At 63.4% G+C, this 21,358-nt stretch carries 21 protein-coding genes; 17 read left to right on the forward strand and 4 right to left on the reverse strand.

Translation table 11 applies throughout. The features are described 5' to 3' along the window. Nucleotides 1-99 precede the first annotated feature (99 nt). From ACXJ1Z_RS18935 to ACXJ1Z_RS18950, 4 genes are all read left to right on the forward strand, one after another. Nucleotides 100-483, forward strand: coding sequence for a hypothetical protein (locus tag ACXJ1Z_RS18935; protein WP_463781301.1), 384 nt, complete (start codon nucleotides 100-102; stop codon nucleotides 481-483). A 425-nt stretch (nucleotides 484-908) separates the two neighbouring features. Beyond that, entirely contained in the window at nucleotides 909-1,904 is a 996-nt protein-coding gene (locus tag ACXJ1Z_RS18940) for a DUF2493 domain-containing protein (RefSeq protein ID WP_463781303.1), read from the forward strand. A 404-nt stretch (nucleotides 1,905-2,308) separates the two neighbouring features. Next, nucleotides 2,309-2,443: a hypothetical protein gene (locus ACXJ1Z_RS18945; protein WP_463781304.1), complete on the forward strand. Its 135-nt coding sequence runs from the start codon at nucleotides 2,309-2,311 to the stop codon at nucleotides 2,441-2,443. A 1,586-nt stretch (nucleotides 2,444-4,029) separates the two neighbouring features. Further along, complete coding sequence (locus tag ACXJ1Z_RS18950) at nucleotides 4,030-4,593, forward strand: hypothetical protein (RefSeq protein ID WP_463781305.1); 564 nt, start codon at nucleotides 4,030-4,032, stop codon at nucleotides 4,591-4,593. Nucleotides 4,594-4,691: 98 nt separating this feature from the next. Here ACXJ1Z_RS18950 and ACXJ1Z_RS18955 read toward each other — a convergent pair whose 3' ends face one another. Next, nucleotides 4,692-5,174, reverse strand: coding sequence for a hypothetical protein (locus ACXJ1Z_RS18955; protein WP_463781306.1), 483 nt, complete (start codon nucleotides 5,172-5,174; stop codon nucleotides 4,692-4,694). A 351-nt stretch (nucleotides 5,175-5,525) separates the two neighbouring features. Here ACXJ1Z_RS18955 and ACXJ1Z_RS18960 point away from each other — a divergent pair, with 351 nt between their 5' ends. The 7 genes from ACXJ1Z_RS18960 to ACXJ1Z_RS18990 are packed head-to-tail and all read left to right on the forward strand — an operon-like array spanning nucleotide 5,526 to nucleotide 13,204. Continuing rightward, nucleotides 5,526-5,822 (forward strand): hypothetical protein, encoded by a 297-nt coding sequence (locus ACXJ1Z_RS18960; RefSeq protein ID WP_463781307.1) that lies wholly within the window; start codon nucleotides 5,526-5,528, stop codon nucleotides 5,820-5,822. Beyond that, on the forward strand, nucleotides 5,815-8,247 hold the full coding sequence (locus ACXJ1Z_RS18965) for a type IV secretion system DNA-binding domain-containing protein (RefSeq protein ID WP_463781308.1): 2,433 nt from the start codon (nucleotides 5,815-5,817) through the stop codon (nucleotides 8,245-8,247). Before ACXJ1Z_RS18960 ends, ACXJ1Z_RS18965 begins: the two co-directional genes overlap by 8 nt. Nucleotides 8,248-8,250: 3 nt before the next feature. Next, a complete protein-coding gene (gene mobF, locus ACXJ1Z_RS18970; RefSeq protein WP_463781309.1) occupies nucleotides 8,251-11,268 on the forward strand; it encodes a MobF family relaxase in 3,018 nt (1,005 codons plus the stop codon). Between the two features lie 11 nt (nucleotides 11,269-11,279). Then, on the forward strand, nucleotides 11,280-11,612 hold the full coding sequence (locus ACXJ1Z_RS18975; protein ID WP_463781310.1) for a hypothetical protein: 333 nt from the start codon (nucleotides 11,280-11,282) through the stop codon (nucleotides 11,610-11,612). Then, nucleotides 11,605-12,186, forward strand: a complete 582-nt coding sequence (locus tag ACXJ1Z_RS18980) for a DUF2726 domain-containing protein (RefSeq protein WP_463781311.1) — start codon at nucleotides 11,605-11,607, stop codon at nucleotides 12,184-12,186. The genes ACXJ1Z_RS18975 and ACXJ1Z_RS18980 overlap by 8 nt, the downstream gene beginning before the upstream one ends. Continuing rightward, nucleotides 12,183-12,953, forward strand: a complete 771-nt coding sequence (locus tag ACXJ1Z_RS18985; RefSeq protein WP_463781312.1) for a CsgG/HfaB family protein — start codon at nucleotides 12,183-12,185, stop codon at nucleotides 12,951-12,953. The genes ACXJ1Z_RS18980 and ACXJ1Z_RS18985 overlap by 4 nt, the downstream gene beginning before the upstream one ends. Beyond that, a complete protein-coding gene (locus ACXJ1Z_RS18990; protein ID WP_463781313.1) occupies nucleotides 12,950-13,204 on the forward strand; it encodes a hypothetical protein in 255 nt (84 codons plus the stop codon). Before ACXJ1Z_RS18985 ends, ACXJ1Z_RS18990 begins: the two co-directional genes overlap by 4 nt. Before the next feature lie 223 nt (nucleotides 13,205-13,427). On the opposite strand, the gene ACXJ1Z_RS18995 is transcribed toward ACXJ1Z_RS18990, so the two are convergent. Continuing rightward, nucleotides 13,428-13,910 carry a hypothetical protein gene (locus ACXJ1Z_RS18995; RefSeq protein ID WP_463781314.1) on the reverse strand — a complete coding sequence of 161 codons (483 nt, stop codon included), beginning with the start codon at nucleotides 13,908-13,910 and terminating at the stop codon, nucleotides 13,428-13,430. 166 nt (nucleotides 13,911-14,076) lie between these two features. On the opposite strand from ACXJ1Z_RS18995, the gene ACXJ1Z_RS19000 reads away from it, so the two are divergent. From ACXJ1Z_RS19000 to ACXJ1Z_RS19015, 4 genes are all read left to right on the forward strand, one after another. Beyond that, complete coding sequence (locus ACXJ1Z_RS19000; RefSeq protein ID WP_463781315.1) at nucleotides 14,077-14,838, forward strand: ImuA family protein; 762 nt, start codon at nucleotides 14,077-14,079, stop codon at nucleotides 14,836-14,838. 268 nt (nucleotides 14,839-15,106) lie between these two features. Then, complete coding sequence (locus ACXJ1Z_RS19005; protein ID WP_463781590.1) at nucleotides 15,107-16,534, forward strand: Y-family DNA polymerase; 1,428 nt, start codon at nucleotides 15,107-15,109, stop codon at nucleotides 16,532-16,534. Further along, entirely contained in the window at nucleotides 16,531-19,794 is a 3,264-nt protein-coding gene (locus ACXJ1Z_RS19010) for an error-prone DNA polymerase (protein ID WP_463781316.1), read from the forward strand. Before ACXJ1Z_RS19005 ends, ACXJ1Z_RS19010 begins: the two co-directional genes overlap by 4 nt. Before the next feature lie 3 nt (nucleotides 19,795-19,797). Then, on the forward strand, nucleotides 19,798-20,085 hold the full coding sequence (locus tag ACXJ1Z_RS19015) for a hypothetical protein (protein ID WP_463781317.1): 288 nt from the start codon (nucleotides 19,798-19,800) through the stop codon (nucleotides 20,083-20,085). 2 nt (nucleotides 20,086-20,087) lie between these two features. Here ACXJ1Z_RS19015 and ACXJ1Z_RS19020 read toward each other — a convergent pair whose 3' ends face one another. After that, a complete protein-coding gene (locus ACXJ1Z_RS19020; RefSeq protein WP_463781318.1) occupies nucleotides 20,088-20,426 on the reverse strand; it encodes a response regulator in 339 nt (112 codons plus the stop codon). Between the two features lie 138 nt (nucleotides 20,427-20,564). On the opposite strand from ACXJ1Z_RS19020, the gene ACXJ1Z_RS19025 reads away from it, so the two are divergent. Beyond that, a complete protein-coding gene (locus ACXJ1Z_RS19025; RefSeq protein WP_463781319.1) occupies nucleotides 20,565-20,771 on the forward strand; it encodes a DUF3606 domain-containing protein in 207 nt (68 codons plus the stop codon). Nucleotides 20,772-20,818: 47 nt separating this feature from the next. Here ACXJ1Z_RS19025 and ACXJ1Z_RS19030 read toward each other — a convergent pair whose 3' ends face one another. Further along, nucleotides 20,819-21,154: an HU family DNA-binding protein gene (locus ACXJ1Z_RS19030; protein ID WP_463781591.1), complete on the reverse strand. Its 336-nt coding sequence runs from the start codon at nucleotides 21,152-21,154 to the stop codon at nucleotides 20,819-20,821. 61 nt (nucleotides 21,155-21,215) lie between these two features. On the opposite strand from ACXJ1Z_RS19030, the gene ACXJ1Z_RS19035 reads away from it, so the two are divergent. Next, entirely contained in the window at nucleotides 21,216-21,353 is a 138-nt protein-coding gene (locus tag ACXJ1Z_RS19035; protein ID WP_463781320.1) for a hypothetical protein, read from the forward strand. The last annotated feature ends 5 nt before the right edge of the window (nucleotides 21,354-21,358 follow it).

Below are 21,358 nucleotides of genomic sequence, written 5' to 3' on the forward strand. Positions count from 1 at the left end.
TTGCCCCTACCGCCGCTGGCGCGGCCGCTGCGCGGTCCCTGACACCATCCAGCGCGACCGACCCGATGGTTCCGTCATCAAGACAAAGGAGGAACGATCATGCAAGTTTCACTGTTCAGGGCTCTGAAGTCCGCTAATATCGCCGACGACGCCGCCGAGAAGGTGGTGCACGCGTTCGAGGAGCACATCGACATGGCAGTATCCGAAGCCATGAAGCACTACGATGACCGCATCACCGCCATGCAGAGCGTGCTCGAGGCGAAGCTGGATGCAGGCTTCAAAAGCTTGGACGCAAAGTTCGACGGCAAATTCACAGGCTTTGACGGCAAGCTGTCGGGCATCGATGGTAGGTTCGGTGGCCTCGAAGGCAAATTGTCGGGTATGAAGACCTCGATCGACGTGCTCAAATGGCTTGTAATATCGCAAGCCTCGCTGCTGCTCTTAGCGGGCACGATTGCCGGATACGTCAAGCTTGCAAGCTAACCAGATAAATCGACCGCAGCCTTGATCACCAAGCAAGGGTCGCTCGGGAAACCGGGCGGCCCTTCTTCTTTGCGCCATGCTCGATCACGCCGGAACAACCGATGGCACAGGGGGGAAGGACGATTTGCTGTTAACCCGCGCGAGGCGCGGGGCAAATCGAACTACTCTCTATCATCTCGGTATCAGACAAGCTTCATCGCCGTAGTATGAGGGCCTCAAGCACGCCTTCCGTCAAGGATGAGCGGTCCCCCCAATTTTGCCGCCGCCCCTACGCTGCGCTCCAGGACAACGACAAAATCGGCTCCCCCACTCCCCGCTTCGCGGCGGCCTGCGGCCGTCCCTGACCTCGACGCGACCGGCCCTCCTGATGAGTTTCATCTTTCATCTGAACGAGATGAGAGAGCGTCAAACTTTGGAGGCCTTTCATGACCAAGATCAACAACTTCGCCGACCTCGCCGCTAACCTTGCCAACGACCGCATCGCCCGCGCCGACGAAACCCACGAGCACAGCTATGACAGCGCCTTCATCGAACACTCGGAGATGGCAAAGCTCAGCATCTACGAAGAGCCGATCGCAACCGAAATGCCCAATCCGGACATGGCCCGCGCAGCCGTCGAGCTTGCCGTCGGCACGATCTTCGACGTCTTTCGCGACACCCGCATGGAGGAGTTCGCGCAGCAGATCGTGTGGGGCTTCGTCAACTCCTTCCACATGACCGCGCGCCTGGCCGAAGGTCACGAGGACGACGCCGCCAAGAAGCTGGGTGAGCTTGCCCGCAACTACGAACCCTCCGAGATCCACGCCGTCGAACTGGAAGAGACCCAGCTGCTCTGCCAGACCCTGCAAGGTTGCCGCGAGGCTCTGGAAGCCATGCGCGAGCACGCCTCGGCCGTCTATCGGGTCGAGACCGGCAAGCCCTTCACCGCCACGCGCGGATCGCAGGTATCGCGCAACGGGGTCACCGCCTCGCAGATCAACGCCCGCGACTTCCTCGCCGCACGCAACCGCCAGCGCAACGAGGAGCACGCACCCACCGGTCCGATGGTGATCGTGTCGGGCGGGCAGGTCTGGCACGACCACGAGATGCTCTGGGAGATCCTCGACGACATCAAGGCCCGGATCCCCGAGATGGTCCTGGCCACGACCGGGATGCGCAAGGGCGTCGACGCCATCGCCACCGCATGGGCTCAAGCGCGCAAGGTCAAGGCGATCAGCTTCATCCCCAACCGCGCACACGGCAACCGCGCACCCTTCCTGCGCAAGGAGAACCTGATCAAGCTGCGGCCGATCGAGGCCATCGTCTGCGAGGGCTCGGGCATCCAGTCCAACCTCGCGCAGCGCCTGCGCCAAGCCGGGGTGCCGCTGCACATTCGCCGGCTGAGCAACCAGCGTCCCGCACAATCGGTCCAACGGGCGTAAGCGCCTCTCGGAGGCTCAGGCAGTCGCCCGGGCCTCCTTCCTTCTTTCTCTCGCGCTACAACGCGGCTCAGGGGCATCGAGCCCCATCGCCGCGGTCGCGACGCGCCCGCTCGCTCGCTCGCATCTGCACAGGCCCTCCGGCCTGCACGTCGCTACGCCTTGCCGGGCCCGTAAACGGATAGCTGGCGCCCCGCCGATAGGGGGCATCCCTCTCCCGGTCGTCCAATCGTGTCATGCGCCGCGGTTCGCCTCAAGGATGATCGGTACCCCCAATTTTCCCGCCGCTGACGCGACAAGAAAATCGGCTCCCCCGATCCCCGCTACGCGGCACGGACTACGCCCGTGTCCTTGACCCGAGCCCGGTCACATGACCGCCGATCGCCGTCTAAACGAGGAGATTACACATGCCGCAGGACATCAACACCGACCATCTCACCGCCGCCGAGCCGGACGTCGCCGAAGGACACACGCTAACGAGTTGCTGGTGGGCCGACTGCGACTACGAAGGCGAAGAAGACCTCGACATCAACGACGACTGAAGGGCAGGCGTGGGGGGCTGGTATAACCCGGCCCCCACTTACCTATAGGGGCCGCGTCGCCGGCGTGCGGCAAGGGCGGTGGCCGGCACGGCGGTCCCTTGCTCGCTGCCGGCCCTGCGGCCGTCTCGCTTCGCACGGTCCGCCTGCGCCGGATCACGGCATCGCCGGCAGGCTTGCCCCGGCCCGCATACGCGGTCCTGTGGCATCGCCCCGGCTCGCCTGCGGTGCGCTCGTGGCGAGGTCGCACGCGTGGGGTGAGAGCGGTGGCCGGCGCGGCGGTCCCTTGCTCGCTGCCGGCCCTGCGGCCGCCTTGCTTCGCACGGTTCGCCTGCGCCGGATCACGGCATCGCCGGCAGGCTTGCCCCGACCCGCGTACGCGGTCCTGGTGCATCGCCCCGGCTCGCCTGCGGTGCGCTGGTGGACAGGTCGCACGCGTGGGGTGAGGGCGGTGGCCGGCGCGGCGGTCCCTTGCTCGCTGCCGGCCCTGCGGCCGTCTCGCTTCGCACGGTCCGCCAGCGCCGGATCACGGCATCGCCGGCAGGCTTGCCCCGGCCCGCATGCGCGGTCCTGGTGCATCGCCCCGGCTCGCCTGCGGTGCGCTGGTGGACAGGTCGCACGAGTGGGGTGAGGGCGGCGGCCGGCGCGGCGGTCCCTTGCTCGCTGCCGGCCCTGCGGCCGTCTCGCTTCGCACGGTCCGCCAGCGCCGGATCACGGCATCGCCGACAGGCTTGCCCCGGCCCGCATGCGCGGTCCTGGTGCATCGCCCCGGCTCGCCTGCGGTACGCTCGCGGACAGGTCGCACGCGTGGGGTGAGGGCGGTGGCCGGCGCGGCGGTCCCTTGCTCGCTGACGGCCCTGCGGCCGTCTCGCTTCGCACGGTCCGCCTGCGCCGGATCACGGCATCGCCGGCAGGCTTGCCCCGGCCCGCATGCGCGGTCCTGGTGCATCGCCCCGGCTCGCCTGCGGTGCACTCGTGGAGAGGTCGCAGGCGTGCGGCGAGGGCAGTGGCCGGCGCGGCGGTCCCTTGCTCGCTGCCGGCCCTGCGGCCGTCTCGCTTCGCACGGTCCGCCTGCGCCGGACCACGGCATCGCCGGCAGGCTTGCCCCGGCCCGCATGCGCGTCCTGGTGCATCGCCCCGGCTCGCCTGCGGTGCGCTCGTGGACAGGTCGCACGCGTGCGGCGAGGGCGGTGGCCGGCGCGGCGGTCCCTTGCTCGCTGCCGGCCCTGCGGCCGTCTCGCTTCGCACGGTCCGCCTGTGCCGGATCACGGTATCGCCGGCAGGCTTGCTCCGGCCCGCATGCGCGGCCCCGGTGCATCGCCCCGGCTCGCCTGCGGTGCGCTCGTGGACAGGTCGCACGCGTGCGGTGAGGGCAGTGGCCGGCGCGGCGGTCCCTTGCTCGCTGCCGGCCCTGCGGCCGTCTCGCTTCGCACGGTCCGCCTGCGCCGGATCACGGCATCGCCGGCAGGCTTGCCCCGGCCCGCATGCGCGGTCCTGTGGCATCGCCCCGGCTCGCCTGCGGTGCACCGGACCAAGGTCGAAAGAGGAGGGGGATGGAAGGGAGCAGCCTTACAGCTGGAGAGAGAAAGATGCTTACCTTCTTCCGGATCGTCGACACCCATACCACGCTCTTGAGCAAGCCCGCAGCGCTCAATGCACGCGAGCTTGCAGCGCTGCGATCGACGCTCCAATCTGCCGGAATCCACAGTGACGTCGATGACGGCGAGCCCGATGGTATCGCCCTGAACTTCGAGTACAATGCCAACGCGGTGCCGATTGCCCGATTTGCCGCACTGTTTCAGCATCGGTTGGACATAATCGAAATCTTTGAGGAGGCCCAATTCCTTGGTCGTGCGATACGGGTCAGCCGCAGATCGGATGATGGTTTCGCGACTTTGATGGTCAGCGAGCACATCGCGTTGTCGCCCGAGATCGCAGTCTCGAATGAGCAGGCCGGCAAAGTCTTCGAATGCCTCGGTATGGACCGTACGAAGGACCGATCCATACCGTTTACGAAACTCCACACATTGCTGCGTCACCCGGCGGCGTACCACGCGTTCGACCGACGTGGCCTCGGGTACATCTTCACCTACCTCGCGCGTCTATCTGACACTGATTGTGGCGAGCAGTCTCCGGAACTGGCTTGGGTATAGCCTCCAAACAAGCCATCAACATCAAGGGCGCCGGAGCAAGCTCCAGCGCCCTTACTTTTTGCATGATGCTCTTACGATCGTCAGCAGACAATTATCACTTACGCAGCTGCCGACTGGCCTTCAGCTGCGTCGTTGCTCGCGGTCGCTGACGACGTTGCGCGATCTTTCTTTGAACCGGCATCGAGCGCTTCCAATGCGGCTTTCGGCTTGAGCTCAACGACCCGCGTCAGCACCGCAATTGCCGTCTCTATTGAGAGGCGCTTGACCAGGCGCTGCAGCTCCTTCTCCTGCTCTTCGCGCTCCATCTCTGCGAGCCTGTTACGACGCTCTAAAAGCTCGCGCTCCGCAGCGGCGATCGCCTCGCGTTCGCGTTCAAGTTTACCGGCCATCTTACACTCCAAATCACGATCGTCCTCGACGCGAAACCTATCACGGTTTTCATTGATGGCGAGAGCACAAAGCTTACCTAGTGATCGCGAACTGGCGCTCGCTTTTGAGACACCGCCGAAAGGCTTGCTAGGCCAGGCTCGTCCAACGCCGACGTCCGAAATCGTGATCTGATTGAACAGATGCGCACTCACGACGCGAGCTCAAAGCGATCCGGTCTATCGACCGCCGGGCCCGAACGGGGCTCCGTCTTCTCTCCAAGGAACCCATCATGAAAGGACAAGGACCGGAAGTTCTATCAGTCCCTATTTTTAGCACACCCTACACGGCGGGCCGTCAGGGTTTACCCTGCAAAAACAACGGGTTCCCATCTGGTAGCGGCTTCCCATCTGGTACCAGCGCGTATAAACGCTAATTTGGCGCTATTTATCAATAGGATAGAGGTTACCCGATGTTACCAAACTGCCGCTAGACATCGCTGAAACGACTCTATAAAACCAGAAGTGCGATAACCGAACCATGCTCCGAACCTATCGGAGTATGAAATGAACGAGACATCTAAGAAGCATCAACTAGGCGTGCGCTTCACGCCGGAGCAGATGCGCCTGGTTGACGAGGTTGCTGGCCTCCGCGCTTGCGACAGAGCAGACGCCGTTCGACACATCATACAGTTCGGCGCACCCCTCATTCTCAAGTCGCAAGGTATGAACCTCAACAGGATCCTTATGGTCCTGGAGATTCTTGTCGTTGATTGTCTGCGCAAAGCAGGTCAGACCGATGAGAAGGACATCGAAGCTTTAGTGGAATCCGCTGCCAAGAATGTGAGGCAGTACCATGTCTGAGAAAGACATTCGCTTCAGCAAAAAAGCCGCGACGATCGAGCATCATTCCGCCCGGGGCAGGGTGGTCAGGAACTCAGGAAACTTCACGCGCGGCTCGCAGCTTTTTTCACACGAACTGGCGATGACATGGGCGGGCGTGCGCGTGCCGATCATGACGTGGTTCGCCACGTCGATGATCCTGCTTTCGGTCGTCTCATACTTCTATTTTTACGAGCACGAAGTGCAGCTCGTATTGATGAAGATCTATGCGGAAATGTGGAACTGGGTGTCGCTCAATCCACACAAGCAGGTCAACCTGACATTGCCCGATGATTCAGTCGTGGTTGGGCAGATGTCTTGGGTGCCGTATCATTCAGCTGTGGTCGCTGCGTGGGACAAGGCGACGCGTCTGTTGCTGGCTTCCGGGCTTGGCTCGGTGTTCATCTGTGCCCCATTGACGCTGTGGTTCTACGACTACTCCAAGAAGCGCGGCAAGGAGATCCTCACAGAACGACACGAGCGCGGGGCGCTCCTGATTTCCTGCCAGCAGCTCACCCAGGAGATCGGACGTCATAACCGCGGGGAGTTCCACAAGGAATGCGCCGCGCGCTCGCCGGCGGTGGATCCGAACAAGGTCCTCAAGCTGCCGATCCGGCAGCGCGTTCAACAGGGCTTCCACGTTCCCTATCGCCTCGCGTCCGTGCCGGTGCCATGGCGGCTCGAGCAAAGCCATATGATGTTCATCGGCACGACCGGCGCGGGTAAGACGACCGAACTGAAGAAGCTGGTTACCCGGGCCCGTGCGCGGGGCCACCGGTGTGTCATTTTCGACCTGACCGGAAGCTTCGTCGAGAGCTTTTACAACCCTGAAACCGACACCATCCTCAACACGATGGACAAGCGCTGCAAGCCGTGGACGCTGTTCTCGGACTGCGACAACTACGCCGAGTTTCTGTCGGCCGCAGAAGCGCTCGTGCCGGGTGGTCACAATTCCGAGGATGACTTCTGGCAAAAGGCCGCCCGTACGCTCTTCGTCGAGATGTGCATGAAGCTCATTCAGAAGGGCGCGACCAGTAACGGTGCCTTGGCCTATCACCTGATGCAGGCCGATCTCAAGACTATCAGCGAGGAACTCGAGAACACCGTCGCGGCGCCACTGGTCGCGACGCAGGCAGCAAAGATGGCGGAGTCGATCCGGGCAACCTTCAACACCCACGCCAACGCGATACGCTTCCTACCCGATCCGGCACCGGGACAAGAGGGCTTTTCGATCAACCGCTGGATGGCGCAGGAGGGTGATGAAGGTGCGATCCTGTTCATCACCTCGACCCATCCTGATCTCGTGCTGAACCGACCGCTGTTGACGCTGTGGATGGACCTTGCGGTGAACGCGCTGTTCCGCATCGGCCGGACCCGCGATGTACGCACCTGGTTCCTGCTGGACGAGGTACACGCGCTTCATCGCCTACCGGCGATCGAGCATGGTCTGCAGACCGCGCGATCGGTCGGCGGTGCCTTTGTGCTGGGTATCCACTCGTTTGGAAAGCTGGCGGAAACCTATGGCGAGAATGGCGCCATCAACCTGGGATCTCTTGCTCGCACCAAGCTCATCCTGACGACCTCGGACATCGAGACTGCCAAGCGTTGCTCGGACTTCATCGGCAGCCGCGAGGTACGGCAGATGGATGAGGCTTATAGCTACGGATACAGCAATTCGCGAGATGCATCGACGATCACACCGCGCAAGGAAGTGCAGCACCTGGTCATGCCCGATGACATCAAGGAGCTGCCGTCGCTGCATGGCTTCGTGAAGTTCCCCGATGGCTTCCCGGCAGCCCAGATCAAGCTAACCTGGCAGTCCTATCCTGAGGTCGCCAAGGGCTTCGAGCGTGTTAGCCAGATGCGGGCGTCCGAGTACACGCCTGCTGAAGACAATGGTGCGGATGCCATGGGCGAGGATGGGCGCGAGAGCGACACCCCGGACAGCAAGCCCCAGGAGGTGCGCGATCTAGGCGAGCGGCAGCCGGAGCAGGATCCCGCACAAGGTCAGAATCGTACTGAGGCAGAACTCAACGCGGCATCACTGCGCGAGGCATTCCCGAGGACTGATGGCCCAGTTGTAGCGCCGGGGACTGGCGGGCCGAGTGGACCCGCGCCAAACGCTGATCCGCTGCTTTCCGAGTTCATGAGTACCATCCCGCGCGCCGCACAACCCGACGATGTCGACGGACGGAAAGACAGCGAGCGAGGCCACTCTGGCAGCACCGAAGCTCAGCGGCTCCAAACGTCCGACCAGCGCCGTGAGAGTGGCAAGCCCGGAGCCAAGAACCAGGAGCAGGAAAGCCTTATTGCTCGTGAGGAGCGGCTTGGTATCGGTCTCGAAGAGGAGGAGAAGCATCAACACCGCGACAAGGATGCCGGCGATGATTTTGGGATGGAGATGTAAACCATGCATTCCATTGCATCCGTGCGCTCCGCTGGTGGCGCTGCAAGCTACTTTGCCAAGGACGACTACTACACTGCCGAGCACTCGTCGGAGGCGACGGGGTGGGCGGGAAAGGGTGCCGAGGATCTCGGCCTGTCGGGTGCGGTCAGCAAGGAGGACTTCGAGAATATCCTGAATGGCAAGCTGCCGGACGGTACTCTGGTCAACCAGACTGCCAATCGACGAACGGGTGTCGACCTGACGTTTTCGATGCCGAAGTCCGCGAGCGTGATGGCGTACATCGCCGGCGACAAGCGGATCCTTGAGGCTCACATGACCGCCGTCAAAGCGACCATGGGTTGGGTCGAGAAAACCATGGCCGAGGCGCGCGACTATAGCCGCGGCAAGAACGGCGAGCCGGTTCGCACCGGCAACCTCGTTTATGCACTTTTCGAGCATGACACGAGCCGCAAGCTCGATCCGCAGGGCCACATCCACGTCGTCATAGCGGCGATCACGAAGACAGCAGCCGGCAAATGGCAGGGCCTGTGGAACGGCGAACTTTGGAAGAACAACACCACGATCGGTTCCGCGTATCACGCTGCCTTCCGTGAGGAGCTCGGTAAGCTTGGTTACGAGACACAGCTGTCCGGCAAGCATGGGGCTTTCGAGATCAAGGGGGTGCCCAAGGAAATAATCCAGGAGTTCAGCAAACGCCGCGAGGAGATCGTCGAAAAGGCGAATGAAATTGGGATCACAACGCCGAAGGGGCGCGATCGCGTGGTCGTCAACACTCGCGACGCGAAATTGGAGGTTGAGGACCGTGGCAAGCTTGGTGAGACGTGGGTTGCGCGCTCCGTCGCCCTCGGTTTCGATGGCAAGGATCTCCTCGCTCAAGCGATAGGCCGTACCGGATCATCTCAGGATCGGCCCATTGGCATCGCGAGCATGGTGCAGGAAATGATCGCCAATGCGAGAGAGGTAATCGGGGATTATCTCCGGCCGTCTGATGACCTCACTACGAAGGGTTTGGCACGCGTCGCGCTCACGCCAACTGAGCTACGAACAGAAATGGCCGTAGCATCTGCGGTGCGGATCCTTGGCCAGCGCGAGGCGGCCTTCTCGCTAACAGACATCTACAAGACTGCGCTAAACCTCGGCCTTGCCGGTGTGAACATCGAAGCTGTCGAGAAGCGCGTGTCAGCGCTCACGCAAGGCGGCCAGCTCATCAAAGGTGCCACCGACCGGATCGATGGCGTGTTCACGCACGTCACCACCCCGGAACACGTTGCCCAGGAGCGGCAACTTCTTTCCGGTATCGACAAGGGCCGCGAAGCCTCGATGCCGATCGTCGCTGGCGCCGAGGTCGCAGAGCGCCTGAAGACCACGACCGGTGGCCAGCAGCTGAACGGCGAGCAGCTCGCGGCCGCTACGCTTGCGTTATCGACGTCAGACCGCATCGCGGTGATCCAGGGCGTCGCCGGCGCCGGCAAGACCACTCTGGTTCAGTCGATCAAGGAGCTCGCCTCACAAGAGGGGCGCGAAACGGTGGGCCTCGCCTTCGCCAACAAGATGGTCGGCATGTTGCGTGACGAGGCAAAGATCGAGACACAGACGGTGTCCAGCTTCGTCAACGCGCATTTGCGCGGAGCACTGGCCGGCAGAGGGCCAGAATTTGACGCTTCGAGCGCTGCGTTGGCGGGCAAGGTGATCGTTCTCGACGAGGCCTCACTGGTGGCGAGCGAGGCCATGAACAACCTCGTGACGATCACCAACGCCATGAAGATCGATCGCCTCATCATGATCGGCGACTTCAAGCAGCTGCAATCCATCGACGCCGGCAAGGCGTTCCAGAGCGTGCAAGGGCATCAGCCGGCGATGGCAAAGCTGGAAGTCAGCCAGCGCCAAAAGACCGAACACATGCAGCAGGTCGCCGCCCTGAGCCGTGCGGGTAATTTCAGGGAAGCGTTCGACATACTTGGCGAGCGCGTACAGGCGCACGGATCCGACTACCTTGAAAAGGCCGCGGAGAAGTGGCTCAGTCTGCCGGCGCAGGAGCGGGACAACACGGCAATCTATGCGTCCGGCCGTGCCTCACGCACCACGCTCAACAAGCTCGTCCAGGAAGGCCTCAAGTCGGAAGGATCGATCAAGGGGGAGGGCCTCGATCTTACGACGCTCCAGCAGATCAACGCCACGCGCGAGGAGATGCGTTACACCCAGACCTACAAGGCGGGTCTGGTTTTGGATGTCGTGCGCAACTCACCCACGGTGAGCCTGCCGCGTGGCCGCTACACCGTGCTTGGATCCGATACGAAGGGCCGCGTCGTCTTGCGCAACGAGGGCGGCAAGGAGATCCGGTTCGACCCCCAGCGGATCAGTCCGGACGACAAGAAGGACGCGCTGAACCTATCGGAGAAAATGGATACGACCCTTCACGAGGGCGACAAGATCCGCTGGACAGCCAACGACAAGGAGCGCGGGCTGCTTAACTCGGACGGAGCCAAAGTTCTCTCGGTCAGCGAGAACGGCGTGAAGGTCGAGAACGCCAAGGGCGAGATCCTGGAGCTTCAGCAAGGGGACAAGATGCTCGAACGGCTCGGGCTCTCCTACGCGATCAACATGCACCAGGCGCAAGGCATGACCACCGAGAAGGGCATCGGTGCGATGCACTCGGCTGAGCAGAACCTTGCAACCCAGCGACTGACCTACGTGATGCTGACCCGGGTCCGGTCGGACATCGAGATCTTCACCAACGACAAGAGCGAGTTGCTCGGCACGATCTCCCGCAACCCGGGAGACAAGTCGAGCGCGCTCGAAACGATCGGCGAGAAGCCGATCGACACTGGCCGCAGCATCGACACCTCAAAGGCGGGCACGTTCAGCCAGACCATTCCAGCGGACATCTTGATGGGCAGCGCCGCCCAAACGGCTTTTCCGAGCCATGGTCTCGAACTTTCGGGGACGGCCAAGGAGCCGACGATGCCGCCGCCGGCCAAGGAAGTCGACCTACCCGAACGCAACATCGAACGCAGCCGATGAGGAGCGAACACATGATCGAACCATCCAATACGTTGGCCTCCATCGTCCGCCAGGGCGGGCTTCAGGAGTTTGCCGACGCCATCACCATCACCCAACCGCGTGCGTGCCATGCCGAAGTGCACAACCCTGCTCGTTGCGAAGAGATGGCGGCCATTACGGCGCGCCAGCAGCTTCTAGCTGACGTCGCCGCCATCGGCTTTGCCTTGTTCGCGGCGGTCCTCGTCGGTCGCATCGCCGTGACGTTCGTCGGGCTGTTCGGGACATGCTTGCGGCTCCACCGCGCCAGGGTTCAGGTCCGCGTGGCTGCGGCGCAGCGCGTGTCGGGAGGGTTTGTCGATGGCTGACGCCTCCCTCCTGCACAGCATCGTGCCGTTCCTGATCCTCTTCGGGATCGCCATACTCTTGAAAGCATGGCTCGGTCGGCCGTCCGGACCAACTCTCGATGTGCGACCGGCACCGCTGATGACGAACATAGAGCGCCGCACGATCGCCTACATCGAAAGCGCGGTTCCATGGGCGCGGGTCCACGCGCAGGTCTCGATGGGTGCGATTCTGGCACCCAAGAAGGGGTTGAACCGCTCCCAGGCCACAACCGTACGCAACCGGTTTTCGAGCAAGCGGGTCGACTTCGTTGTCGAGGATCGCGGAAGCGGCAAGGTCATCATGCTTATCGAGCTGGACGATCGATCTCACCGGCCTGAGCAGGATGCCCGTCGCGATCGCATGATGGCCGCTGCAGGCTATGCAACCTTGCGCCTGCCGGCGTCCGAGCAGCCGACCCGCGAGAGCGTCCACCGCCACATCCGCAAAGCCTTCGAGCAGCAACCCGAGATCCTGCCTCGCGATGTCTGGGCCCCCCGCACGATGACCGCCAGACAGACACCTTCCACGATATCTTCGCCTGGAGAACACCGATGAACAAGACCTGCCTTTTCGCACTCACGCTCGCTGCCTGCATCACCTCCCCGGCCATGGCTCAGAAGTTGGGGCAGGGCGGCACCGGCGTCGATGAGAACTCGCAGCTTCCTCAATGCACGCAGCCCCTCGGCACGGTCGCGCTGATTGAGGACAAGGCACCGAGCGTCGACGACCAGCTCCCACCGGGTATGCGCGCCTTGGTCCAGATGGCGGAGCGCCAGAACGGCGGCTCGACGGCCAAGGTTGATCCGCTTCCGCTGCTCAAGCTCCTGGCCGCTCGATCCAACTGCTTCCTCGTCGTCGAGCGTGGAGGCGGGTTCGACGCGCTTCAGCGCGAAAGGGCACTCGCCGCCGGCGGCTCCGTTGCCAATGGCCAGGCGCTCACTGGCGCCACCCTGACGGCAGCCGACTACCTCCTGCAGGCGCAGGTTCTCTACTCCGATGCCAACAGCCGCGGCGGCGGCGGCGGCGTTGGCGGTGCATTTGGTTCAGCGCTCGGGCTCAAGACCAAAACGCTCGAAAGCCAGATCATGCTCTCGCTGGTCGAGGTGAAAACAGGCGTGCAACGCGTCGTCTCGACCGGATCGGCGCGGAAGAAGGACGTCAGCCTGGTCGGTGGTGGTCTCCTCCTCGATATCGGCGTCGGCGCGCTTGGCGGTGCCTACACGTCGACGGACATCGGCAAGATCACGTCGCTCGCCATGCTGGATGCTTACCGCAAGCTCGCCAGCGATGCGCAGGCCAGACTTGCTCCGGTGAAGCCATGAGCGGCAAGATCATGCCCGAGGGGATCAACCAGGGGCGATACGATCGTATTGCCAAAGACGTGGATGCTGCTTGCATGCAGGTCGGCATCGAATTTGAGCCTCATGTCCGTGAGGACCTGATCCAGGGATTATTCGACGATGATCCGGAGGATGACGAAGCAAACCGCAAACAGCTGCGCCGAACCCTGCATGAAATCGCGAAGGGTGATAATCGGACTGGTGGTATCGACGACGCGCAGGCAAGCCGATGACGCTTGCCTCGCCAAACAAGGAGATAGGCACCTCGCGGCCCCTCGTATCCGTCATCGACGAGCTGGCGGCAAAGCTGATCGCCAACGGGTTCGAAATACATCGGCTCGATCAGGACCGACACTGGCTCGTAAGCTTGGTGACGACGGGCGATCCCGACGGCACCGGCTTTTACGTCATACCCACCGACAACGGTCTCTACGTGAACCTGACGCCTTCAGATGTTCATGCAGACGATTGGCATCGAGCCTTCCTGACTGCCTTGGCAGACGCGACATTCGGTGTCGCCGAGCGCTGAGCGTCTTCGAACAAATCGCGCATCGCGCGGCGCCGGAAGACGTTCCACCAGCGTTGCCAGCGGTGCTCGGCGGCGTCATGCAGCATGTGGCAGCGCTGGCATAGGGCAGCCAAGTTCGCAGGCTCGTTGTTGCCGGGATCGTGATCGAGGTGTGCACAGGCGAGCACGACATAGGTGCTTCGCACAGTCAGCAGGTTCGCCCCGCCCACCGTGATGACCTTGCCCTTGCCGCTTCTCCAGCGATGCGCATCGGCGTCCCACCACCGGCCATCGCCCAGATGCAGCACCTTGCGCATGTGCGGCCGCTTGCACCGCTCGCAACGCGATTGCGCGCGCCCGAACCGGATCGCGTTCGATAGCTGTGGCCAGTCGATCGGGTAAAACCAGCGGTTCTCGGCACGGATCGGCATGGCTCGTCTGTGAATCATTCTGCAATATTTTGAAAGCACTTTGTACCGGGTTTATCCCCTGAGTGTTCCACTGCTGTTCACGCAAGGGACGTGCCCGCTAGGCCAGGAACCCTTGACCGACGAGCTGCATTAGCAGAACATAAGCGGAACACATGAGTCTGATGACATGCCGGTCGCCAACGAGAAAATACAACCAATCCTGGAGGAGCTAAGGTCTCTGGCCGCGCCTGCGCCAGCGTACCGCAGCTTGCCGTTCGGGGTCGAAGCCCTCGACAAGCGGCTTGCGGGCGAGGGCTTGCGTGCCGGCGCGTTGCACGAAATTGCCGCCCGCAGCTGCTCGCTTGTCGACGATGCAGCCGCGACGCTGTTCATCGCCGGCATCGCTGCGCGCGAGGCGAGTGCCACTGGCGCACCGGTGCTATGGGCGAGTTGCCGCAACGATCTCTACGCACCAGGCGTGGCGCAAGCGGGTCTGTCGGCCGCCCATGTCATTCACGTGCAACCCCGCGACGAGCAGGCGCTACTGGCCGTTGTCGAGGACGCCGTGCGCGATGGCACGCCGTGCACGGTGATCGCTGAGGCACGTAAGATATCGATGGTGGCGAGCCGGCGCCTGCAGCTTGTCGCGGCTGAAGCCGATCTGCCAGTGCTTATCCTGCGCCACCGACGCAACCGCGACCGAGATCCGCTGGAGGAGCCATCGACCGCGTGGACACGTTGGCGGATTGCCAGCGCTCCATCCGAGCGGCTCGCTGTCCCCGGCATCGGCCGCTCACGCTGGTTGGTAGAGCTTGCGCGTCAGCGCGGCGGCGAACCTTTCTCAATGATACTGGAGGGCTGCGATGAGACGGGTCGTCTCGCTGTTCCTGCCGGACTTGGCCATCGAGCGGCTGAGACGGTTGGAACGGTCCGCACAGCCGCCGCCTGAGCGCACCGCCCTCCAGCTTCCTGTCGACGATGATCCGGGTGCCTGCTCCGTTCCGCGCGGAGGCGGGTGGCGGCCCGGCGCGCGTTGGGCACGAGGCTGCGAGCGCGGCGAGGTTCAGCAGCAGATCGATGCGCTGCCCAAGCACGCGCAGCCGGCGATGCGTGAGCTTGGCCGGCGATCGGAGGCTGCACAACATCCGTTCAAGCGGGCCGGGAAGGACGAAGGCGCTGCTTCGGCTGTCGTCGCGGACATTCCAGAAGATGCTCCCATGGCGGTGGTCGGCAAGGTCGGACGACGTGAAGAGATCGTCGCGGTCTGCGCCGCCGCGTCCAGGCTCGGGATCCACGCCGGTATGGCGGCGACCCACGCGCGAGCGCTGGTGTCCGATCTCGATTTGCGCCCCGCCGATGCTGATGCGGATGCGCAGCTGCTGGACCGACTGGCCTTGCTCGCGGTGCGCCGATGGTCGCCCATAGCCTCGGCGGTGCCACCCGATGGGCTATGGCTCGACCTGACAGGCTGCGATCACCTCCACGGCGGCGAGAAGCGCTTCTGTGAGCGCCTTGTGGCCTTCTGCCGGCGTGCCGGGTTCACCGCACGCGTCGCAATCGCCGACACGCCCGGTGCCGCGCACGCGCTGGCACGGTTCGCGTCCAGTGAGCTCACCATCGTCCCGCCTGGCGCGACGGTGCGTGCGATCACGCCGCTGCCGATCGCCGCGTTGCGCCTGGAGAGCTCCGCGCTTGCTGCAGCGCGCAAGTTCGGGTTCGAGACGATCGCAGACTTGCTGCCGGTCGCACGCGGGCCGCTCGCCCGCCGCCTTGGCCTGCTTGCCATCAAGCGGCTCGACCAGGCGCTGGGTTCGGTTGCAGAGCCGATCACACCGCGCGAGGATCTGGAGATCCCGCTGGTCGAACGCCGCTTGCTCGAACCCATCGGCACGGCCGAGGCGATCGCCCAGGTCATGGCCGATCTGCTTGGCGACATGGCCGGGGTCCTGCAGGCGCGAGGGCTGGGTGCACGATCGCTGCGGCTGTCGGCTCTGCGCGTCGACGGTGGCGAGGAGGTCATTGCTGTCGGCACGTCGCGGCCGACCCGGGAAGCGGCGCACCTTCTGCGGCTCCTCAAGCTCAAGATCGAGCGGATCGATCCTGGCATGGGCCTCGAGCAGTTTCGGCTCGCCGCGCCACACACCGAGCCCCTCGATGCCGTGGACCTTGGCAAGATCCTCGCAGGGGACGTCCAGGTGCGAGATCCTGCCCGCCTCGTCGACGTCGTGGCGGGCCGCGTTGGCGAGCATGCCGTTTACAGGATGGCACCGGTCGCCAGTCATGTGCCCGAGCGCGCAACCGAGCGCGTCAGCCCGATCGCCGTGCCGGAGAGCTGGCCCAAGTGGCAGCGCCCGGTTCGCATGTTTGCCCGGCCCGAGCCGCTGTGGGGCGTGATGGCGCTGTTGCCCGACCAACCTCCCAAGCGGTTCGAATGGCGCGGCACGGCGTACAAGGTCGTCGCTGGCGATGGGCCTGAACGGATCCACGGCGAATGGTGGCGCCGGGACAAGGAAGTCTGGGCGGTGCGCGACTACTTTCGCATCGAAGACGAGCAGGGCGGGCGCTTCTGGGTGTTCCGGCGCGGCGATGGCATGGACAACGCGACCGGCGATCTCTCGTGGTGGATCCATGGGGTGTTCGCGTGACCGAGTACGTCGAACTCCAGATCCTCACTCACTTTTCACTGCTGCGCGGTGCATCGAGCCCCGAGGAGCTGTTCGGAGCCGCAGCGATACAAGGCTATCCCGCCATCGGCATCGGCGACATCGGCACGGTCGCTGGCGTGGTGCGTGCGTGGGAAGCGCAGAAGGTCACCGGCGTGCGCTCGATCGCCGGTGCTCGCGTGGATCTTGCCTGTGGGCGCAGGCTCATCCTCTACCCAACGAACCGCGCAGCCTGGTCGCGGCTCACGCGGTTGCTGACGGTGGGCAAGCGGCGCGCGGGCAAGGGCAAGTGCGAGCTGCACTGGCATGATCTTGCGCCTTGGTCAGATGGGTTAATCGCCATCCTCCTTCCGCATGAAGCCGACCAGGAGAACAACGCGGCGCTCGCCGATCTCAAAACACTCTATGGCCGCAGGGGTTACATGGCGCTGTTCCAGCGCCGTCGTCCCGGAGACGCTGTCCGCATCGATGCCCTGGCGCAGCAAGCTCGCGCTGCCGGCGTCCGGGCCGTGGTCACAGGTGACGTGCTCTACCATGCACCCGAGGCACGCCTCCTGCAGGACGTGGTCACCGCCGTGCGAGAAAAGTGCACGGTCGACGAGCTTGGCTACCGGCGCGAGGTCAACGCCGATCGCGCGCTGAAATCGCCTGCAGAGATGGTTCGCCGCTTCAATGCCTATCCGGACGCGTTGCGCGCCAGTGTCGACATTGCTGAAGTCTGCACGTTCGATCTTGGCGAGCTTGCTTATCAATACCCGCACGAACGCGTGATAGAGGGCCTGACCGCGCACGAAGCGCTCGAGCAGATGACCAGCGATGCCGTGGAACGGATGTTCGATGGCGAGGTGCCCAAGCCTTACCGCGACCAGATCGCGCATGAACTGCGCCTAATCTCAGAGCTAGGCTATGCGCCCTACTTTCTGACAGTGCACGCGATCGTGCGTGAGGCGCGTCGGCGCGGCATCCTGTGCCAGGGACGCGGCTCGGCAGCCAATTCGTGCGTGTGCTTTGTGCTTGGCATCACCTCGATCGACCCGATCAAGCACGAGTTGCTATTCGAGAGGTTCGTGTCGGGCGAGCGCAGAGAGCCGCCCGATATCGACGTCGACTTCGAGCACGAGCGCCGCGAGGAGATCATCCAGTGGATCTACGAGACTTACGGCCGCAACCATTCCGCCCTGACGGCGGTGGTGACGCGCTACCGCGCGCGCGGCGCCGTGCGCGACGTCGGCAAGGCGCTCGGCCTTCCTGAGGATCTTACCTCCTCGCTCGCCGGCATGGTCTGGGGCTGGTCGGCCGAGGGCGTGGGGGAGAAACAGGTCGAGGAACTCAACCTCGACATCGGCGATCGCCGGCTACGTCTCACGCTCGATCTTGCCCGCCAGCTGATCGGCGTGCCGCGCCACATGAGCCAGCACCCCGGCGGCTTCGTCCTCACCCACGATCGGCTCGACGACCTGGTGCCGATCGAGCCAGCGGCCATGGAGGACCGCCAGATCATCGAGTGGGACAAGGACGACATCGATGCGCTGAAGTTCATGAAAGTGGACGTCCTCGGCTTGGGAATGCTCGGCTGCATGAACCGCGCCTTCAATCTGCTCGAGGAGGTCAAGGGATTGCAGGTCTGCATGGCGGACCTGCAGGATGATGACCCCGATGTCTTCGCCATGATCCAGAAGGCGGACACGCTTGGCACGTTCCAGATCGAGAGCCGGGCGCAGATGTCGATGCTGCCGCGCATGAAGCCGCGACGCTTCTACGATCTCGTGATTCAGGTCGCGATCGTGCGGCCCGGACCGATCCAGGGTGACATGGTCCATCCCTACTTGCGCCGGCGCGAGGGTCTGGAGAAGCCCGAGTACCCACGGCCCGAGTTGCGCGCTGTGCTGGAGAAGACGCTGGGCGTGCCACTCTTCCAGGAGCAGGCCATGAAGGTGGCGATCGTCGGCGCCGGCTTCACACCGGCAGAAGCCGATCAGCTGCGCCGCGCGATGGCGACGTTCAAGTTCACCGGCGGCGTCTCGCATTTCTCGGACAAGCTGGTCGAAGGCATGGTGACGCGCGGCTATCCGCGTGAGTTTGCCGAGCGCACCTTCCGCCAGCTGGAGGGCTTTGGCTCCTACGGCTTTCCCGAGAGCCATGCCGCCAGCTTCGCCAAGATAGCCTACGCCTCGGCCTGGATGAAGCATCACCATCCCGACGTGTTCTGCGCCGCGCTTATGAACGCGCAGCCAATGGGCTTTTATGCGCCGGCACAGATCGTGCGCGATGCGCGCGAGCACGGTGTCGATGTGCTGCCGCCGTGCGCGAACGCGAGCCGTTGGGATTGCACGCTCGAACCCACCAGCAAGCGCTACTTCGCCGTGAGGCTGGGGCTGCGCCAGGTGCGCGGTCTGTCCAACGCCGATGGCGCCGCGATTGTCGGTGCTCGCAGTACCGCGCCGTTCGTATCCGTCGAAGACGTCTGGCGGCGGTCGGGTGTGCAGCGTGCCGCGATCGAGAAGCTGGCCGATGCGGATGCATTTCACGCCTTCGGCGCCGATCGCCGGCAAGGTCTTTGGAAGGTGAGGGGCCTTGGCGAAGCGCCGCTACCGCTGTTCGCGGCCGCCGATCGCGCGGCCGAGACCTTCAGCGCGGAAGGGAACGAGCCCATAGTGGAGCTGCGACCGCTGACGGATGGGCGCGAGGTGATCGAGGACTACCGTTCGCTCCAGCTGTCGCTGCGCGCTCATCCTCTCACCTTCCTGCGCGAGGAACTGACCCGGCGCGGCGTCACCCGATGTGCGGATTTGCTCACCATCCGCGATGGTCGTCATGTCGAGGTCGCGGGCATCATCCTGGTGCGTCAGAAGCCCGGCAGCGCGAAGGGCGTTTTGTTCATCACCATCGAGGACGAGACCGGGATCGCCAACGGCATTTTGTGGCCCGACCGCTTCGAGGCCCAGCGCCGCACCGTCATGTCGGCCTCCATGATCGGCATGAAGGGCCGCGTGCAAAAAGAAGGCGAGGTGATCCACGTCATCTGCGACAAGATCATAGATCATGGTCCGCTCCTCCACCGTGTCGGCGAAATGTCGTTCCCGCACCGGACTGGCCGAGGCGATGGGGCAAGGCATGCAGGCTCACCAGATCGCGGCGACAAGGGCTGGAGCCCCAAACCCAGCAATTCCTATTGGCCACCACACAGCAACGGCACGGACCCGGAGGAGGTCGTGCGGTTCAAGTCGCATGACTTCCATTGAGCGGTGGCCAAGCTGCACAAGCACCAGCGCGTCGTCATCGCGCTGTCGGTCCATATCCTGCGCTCCGGTGTGTCCAGATCATCAGAGACCCGCGTGGACGGCGTGGAGGTCCGCCTCGCTCTACGCTGCCTGGTGCCGCACTGTCCCGAGCGCTGGCCACTTGATCTCTACTGGGACGCAGCTCGCCAGGAGAATGAGATTGGTCGCGCCCAGGGTGTGACGGCCGCCTTTAACGGGATCGTTCGCCAGCTAAGGCGTGCGGGCTGCTACGAGGAGATCTCTCCCCTCTGATGTCAGCAGTTGACGGTGAGCCGCGCAACTGCGTGCTTGAGGCGGTCGACCTGAAAAGGCTTTTCCATGACGCCATCGTGATCGTACCCCTCCAGCGCTTCCGGATTTCCCGTCACGAAAATGGCTGGAATACGGCCAAATTGCAGTCGGATGCTGGTTACGGCCTCAGTCCCTGTCCCAGTTAGCAGATTTACATCGGCCACGATGATATCGGGCCTGCGCTCCATAGCCGCGCTTATTGCTTCCAGCTTTGTCTGAGCAAAGGTGACGGTTCTCACTCCAGCCTCTTCAACCACGTCCCCGATATGGAATGCGATCAAAGGCTCATCTTCGATAATCAACGCATGACACATCGACGGCCTTTCCCGTCGCTCCTCCTCAAGATGATCGCGATGGGAGCGCTTCCAATCTCAATAACATAGATTAACGCATCGTCTCAACAACTTATGCGTTGCGTATGAACGAAAGGACCTAACGCAATGGCTGATGACAAAACGAAGCAGGATGGACGTGATCGCAGCCGGGTTTCCGGAAGCGAGGCGTACGAGGTCGAGTATTTCGCGCAAAAGCACGGATTGAGCGAGCACCAGGCTCGGACTCTGATCCAGACAGTTGGAAATGATCGTGAGCAGCTCGATGCTGCCGCAGAAAAGGTGGTCGGCATGCGCGGAAAGGATGCAGGATAGCGCTTAATTGCTGGCGGCCCTGATTGCAGAGCCGCCAGCATACCCGATCAGCCGTTCAGCTTGTCCTTCACCGCCTTGGCGACAGTGAACGTCAGCTTCTTCGATGCCTTGATCGTCATCGCTTCCCCGGTTGCCGGATTGCGACCCTCGCGCTCGGGGCTATCCTTCACCTTGAACTTGCCGAAGCCATTGAGGGATACCTCCTCACCCTTTGCAGCCGCATCGGCGATCGCCACGAACACGGCATCGACAATCTTGCGGGCATCGGCCTTCGACACGTCGGCCGTGGTGGCAATGGTATCTGCGAGATCGCTGTTGTTCATGTTAGGCGCTCCTGTTGGTTGATGATGGACCGGCGACCTATGGCAAGGCTTGCCGTTCAGCAAGCCAGGCGGGTAGCGTCTTCAAGTTGATCCACCGAGCCTCTTGGCCCATTGTCGTGCAATGGAAGAGACCACTGATGGATTTGAGGAATCGGCTCGCATCGTAGAAGCGTATGCCGAAGCAGAGAGCGACGAGCGCGTCCTGGCGCTGCTGTCTGACATTGCTCGCGACATACGTGCGAAGCGCCTCAACGACTGATCTGA

The organism is Novosphingobium sp. TK46 (assembly GCF_055361525.1).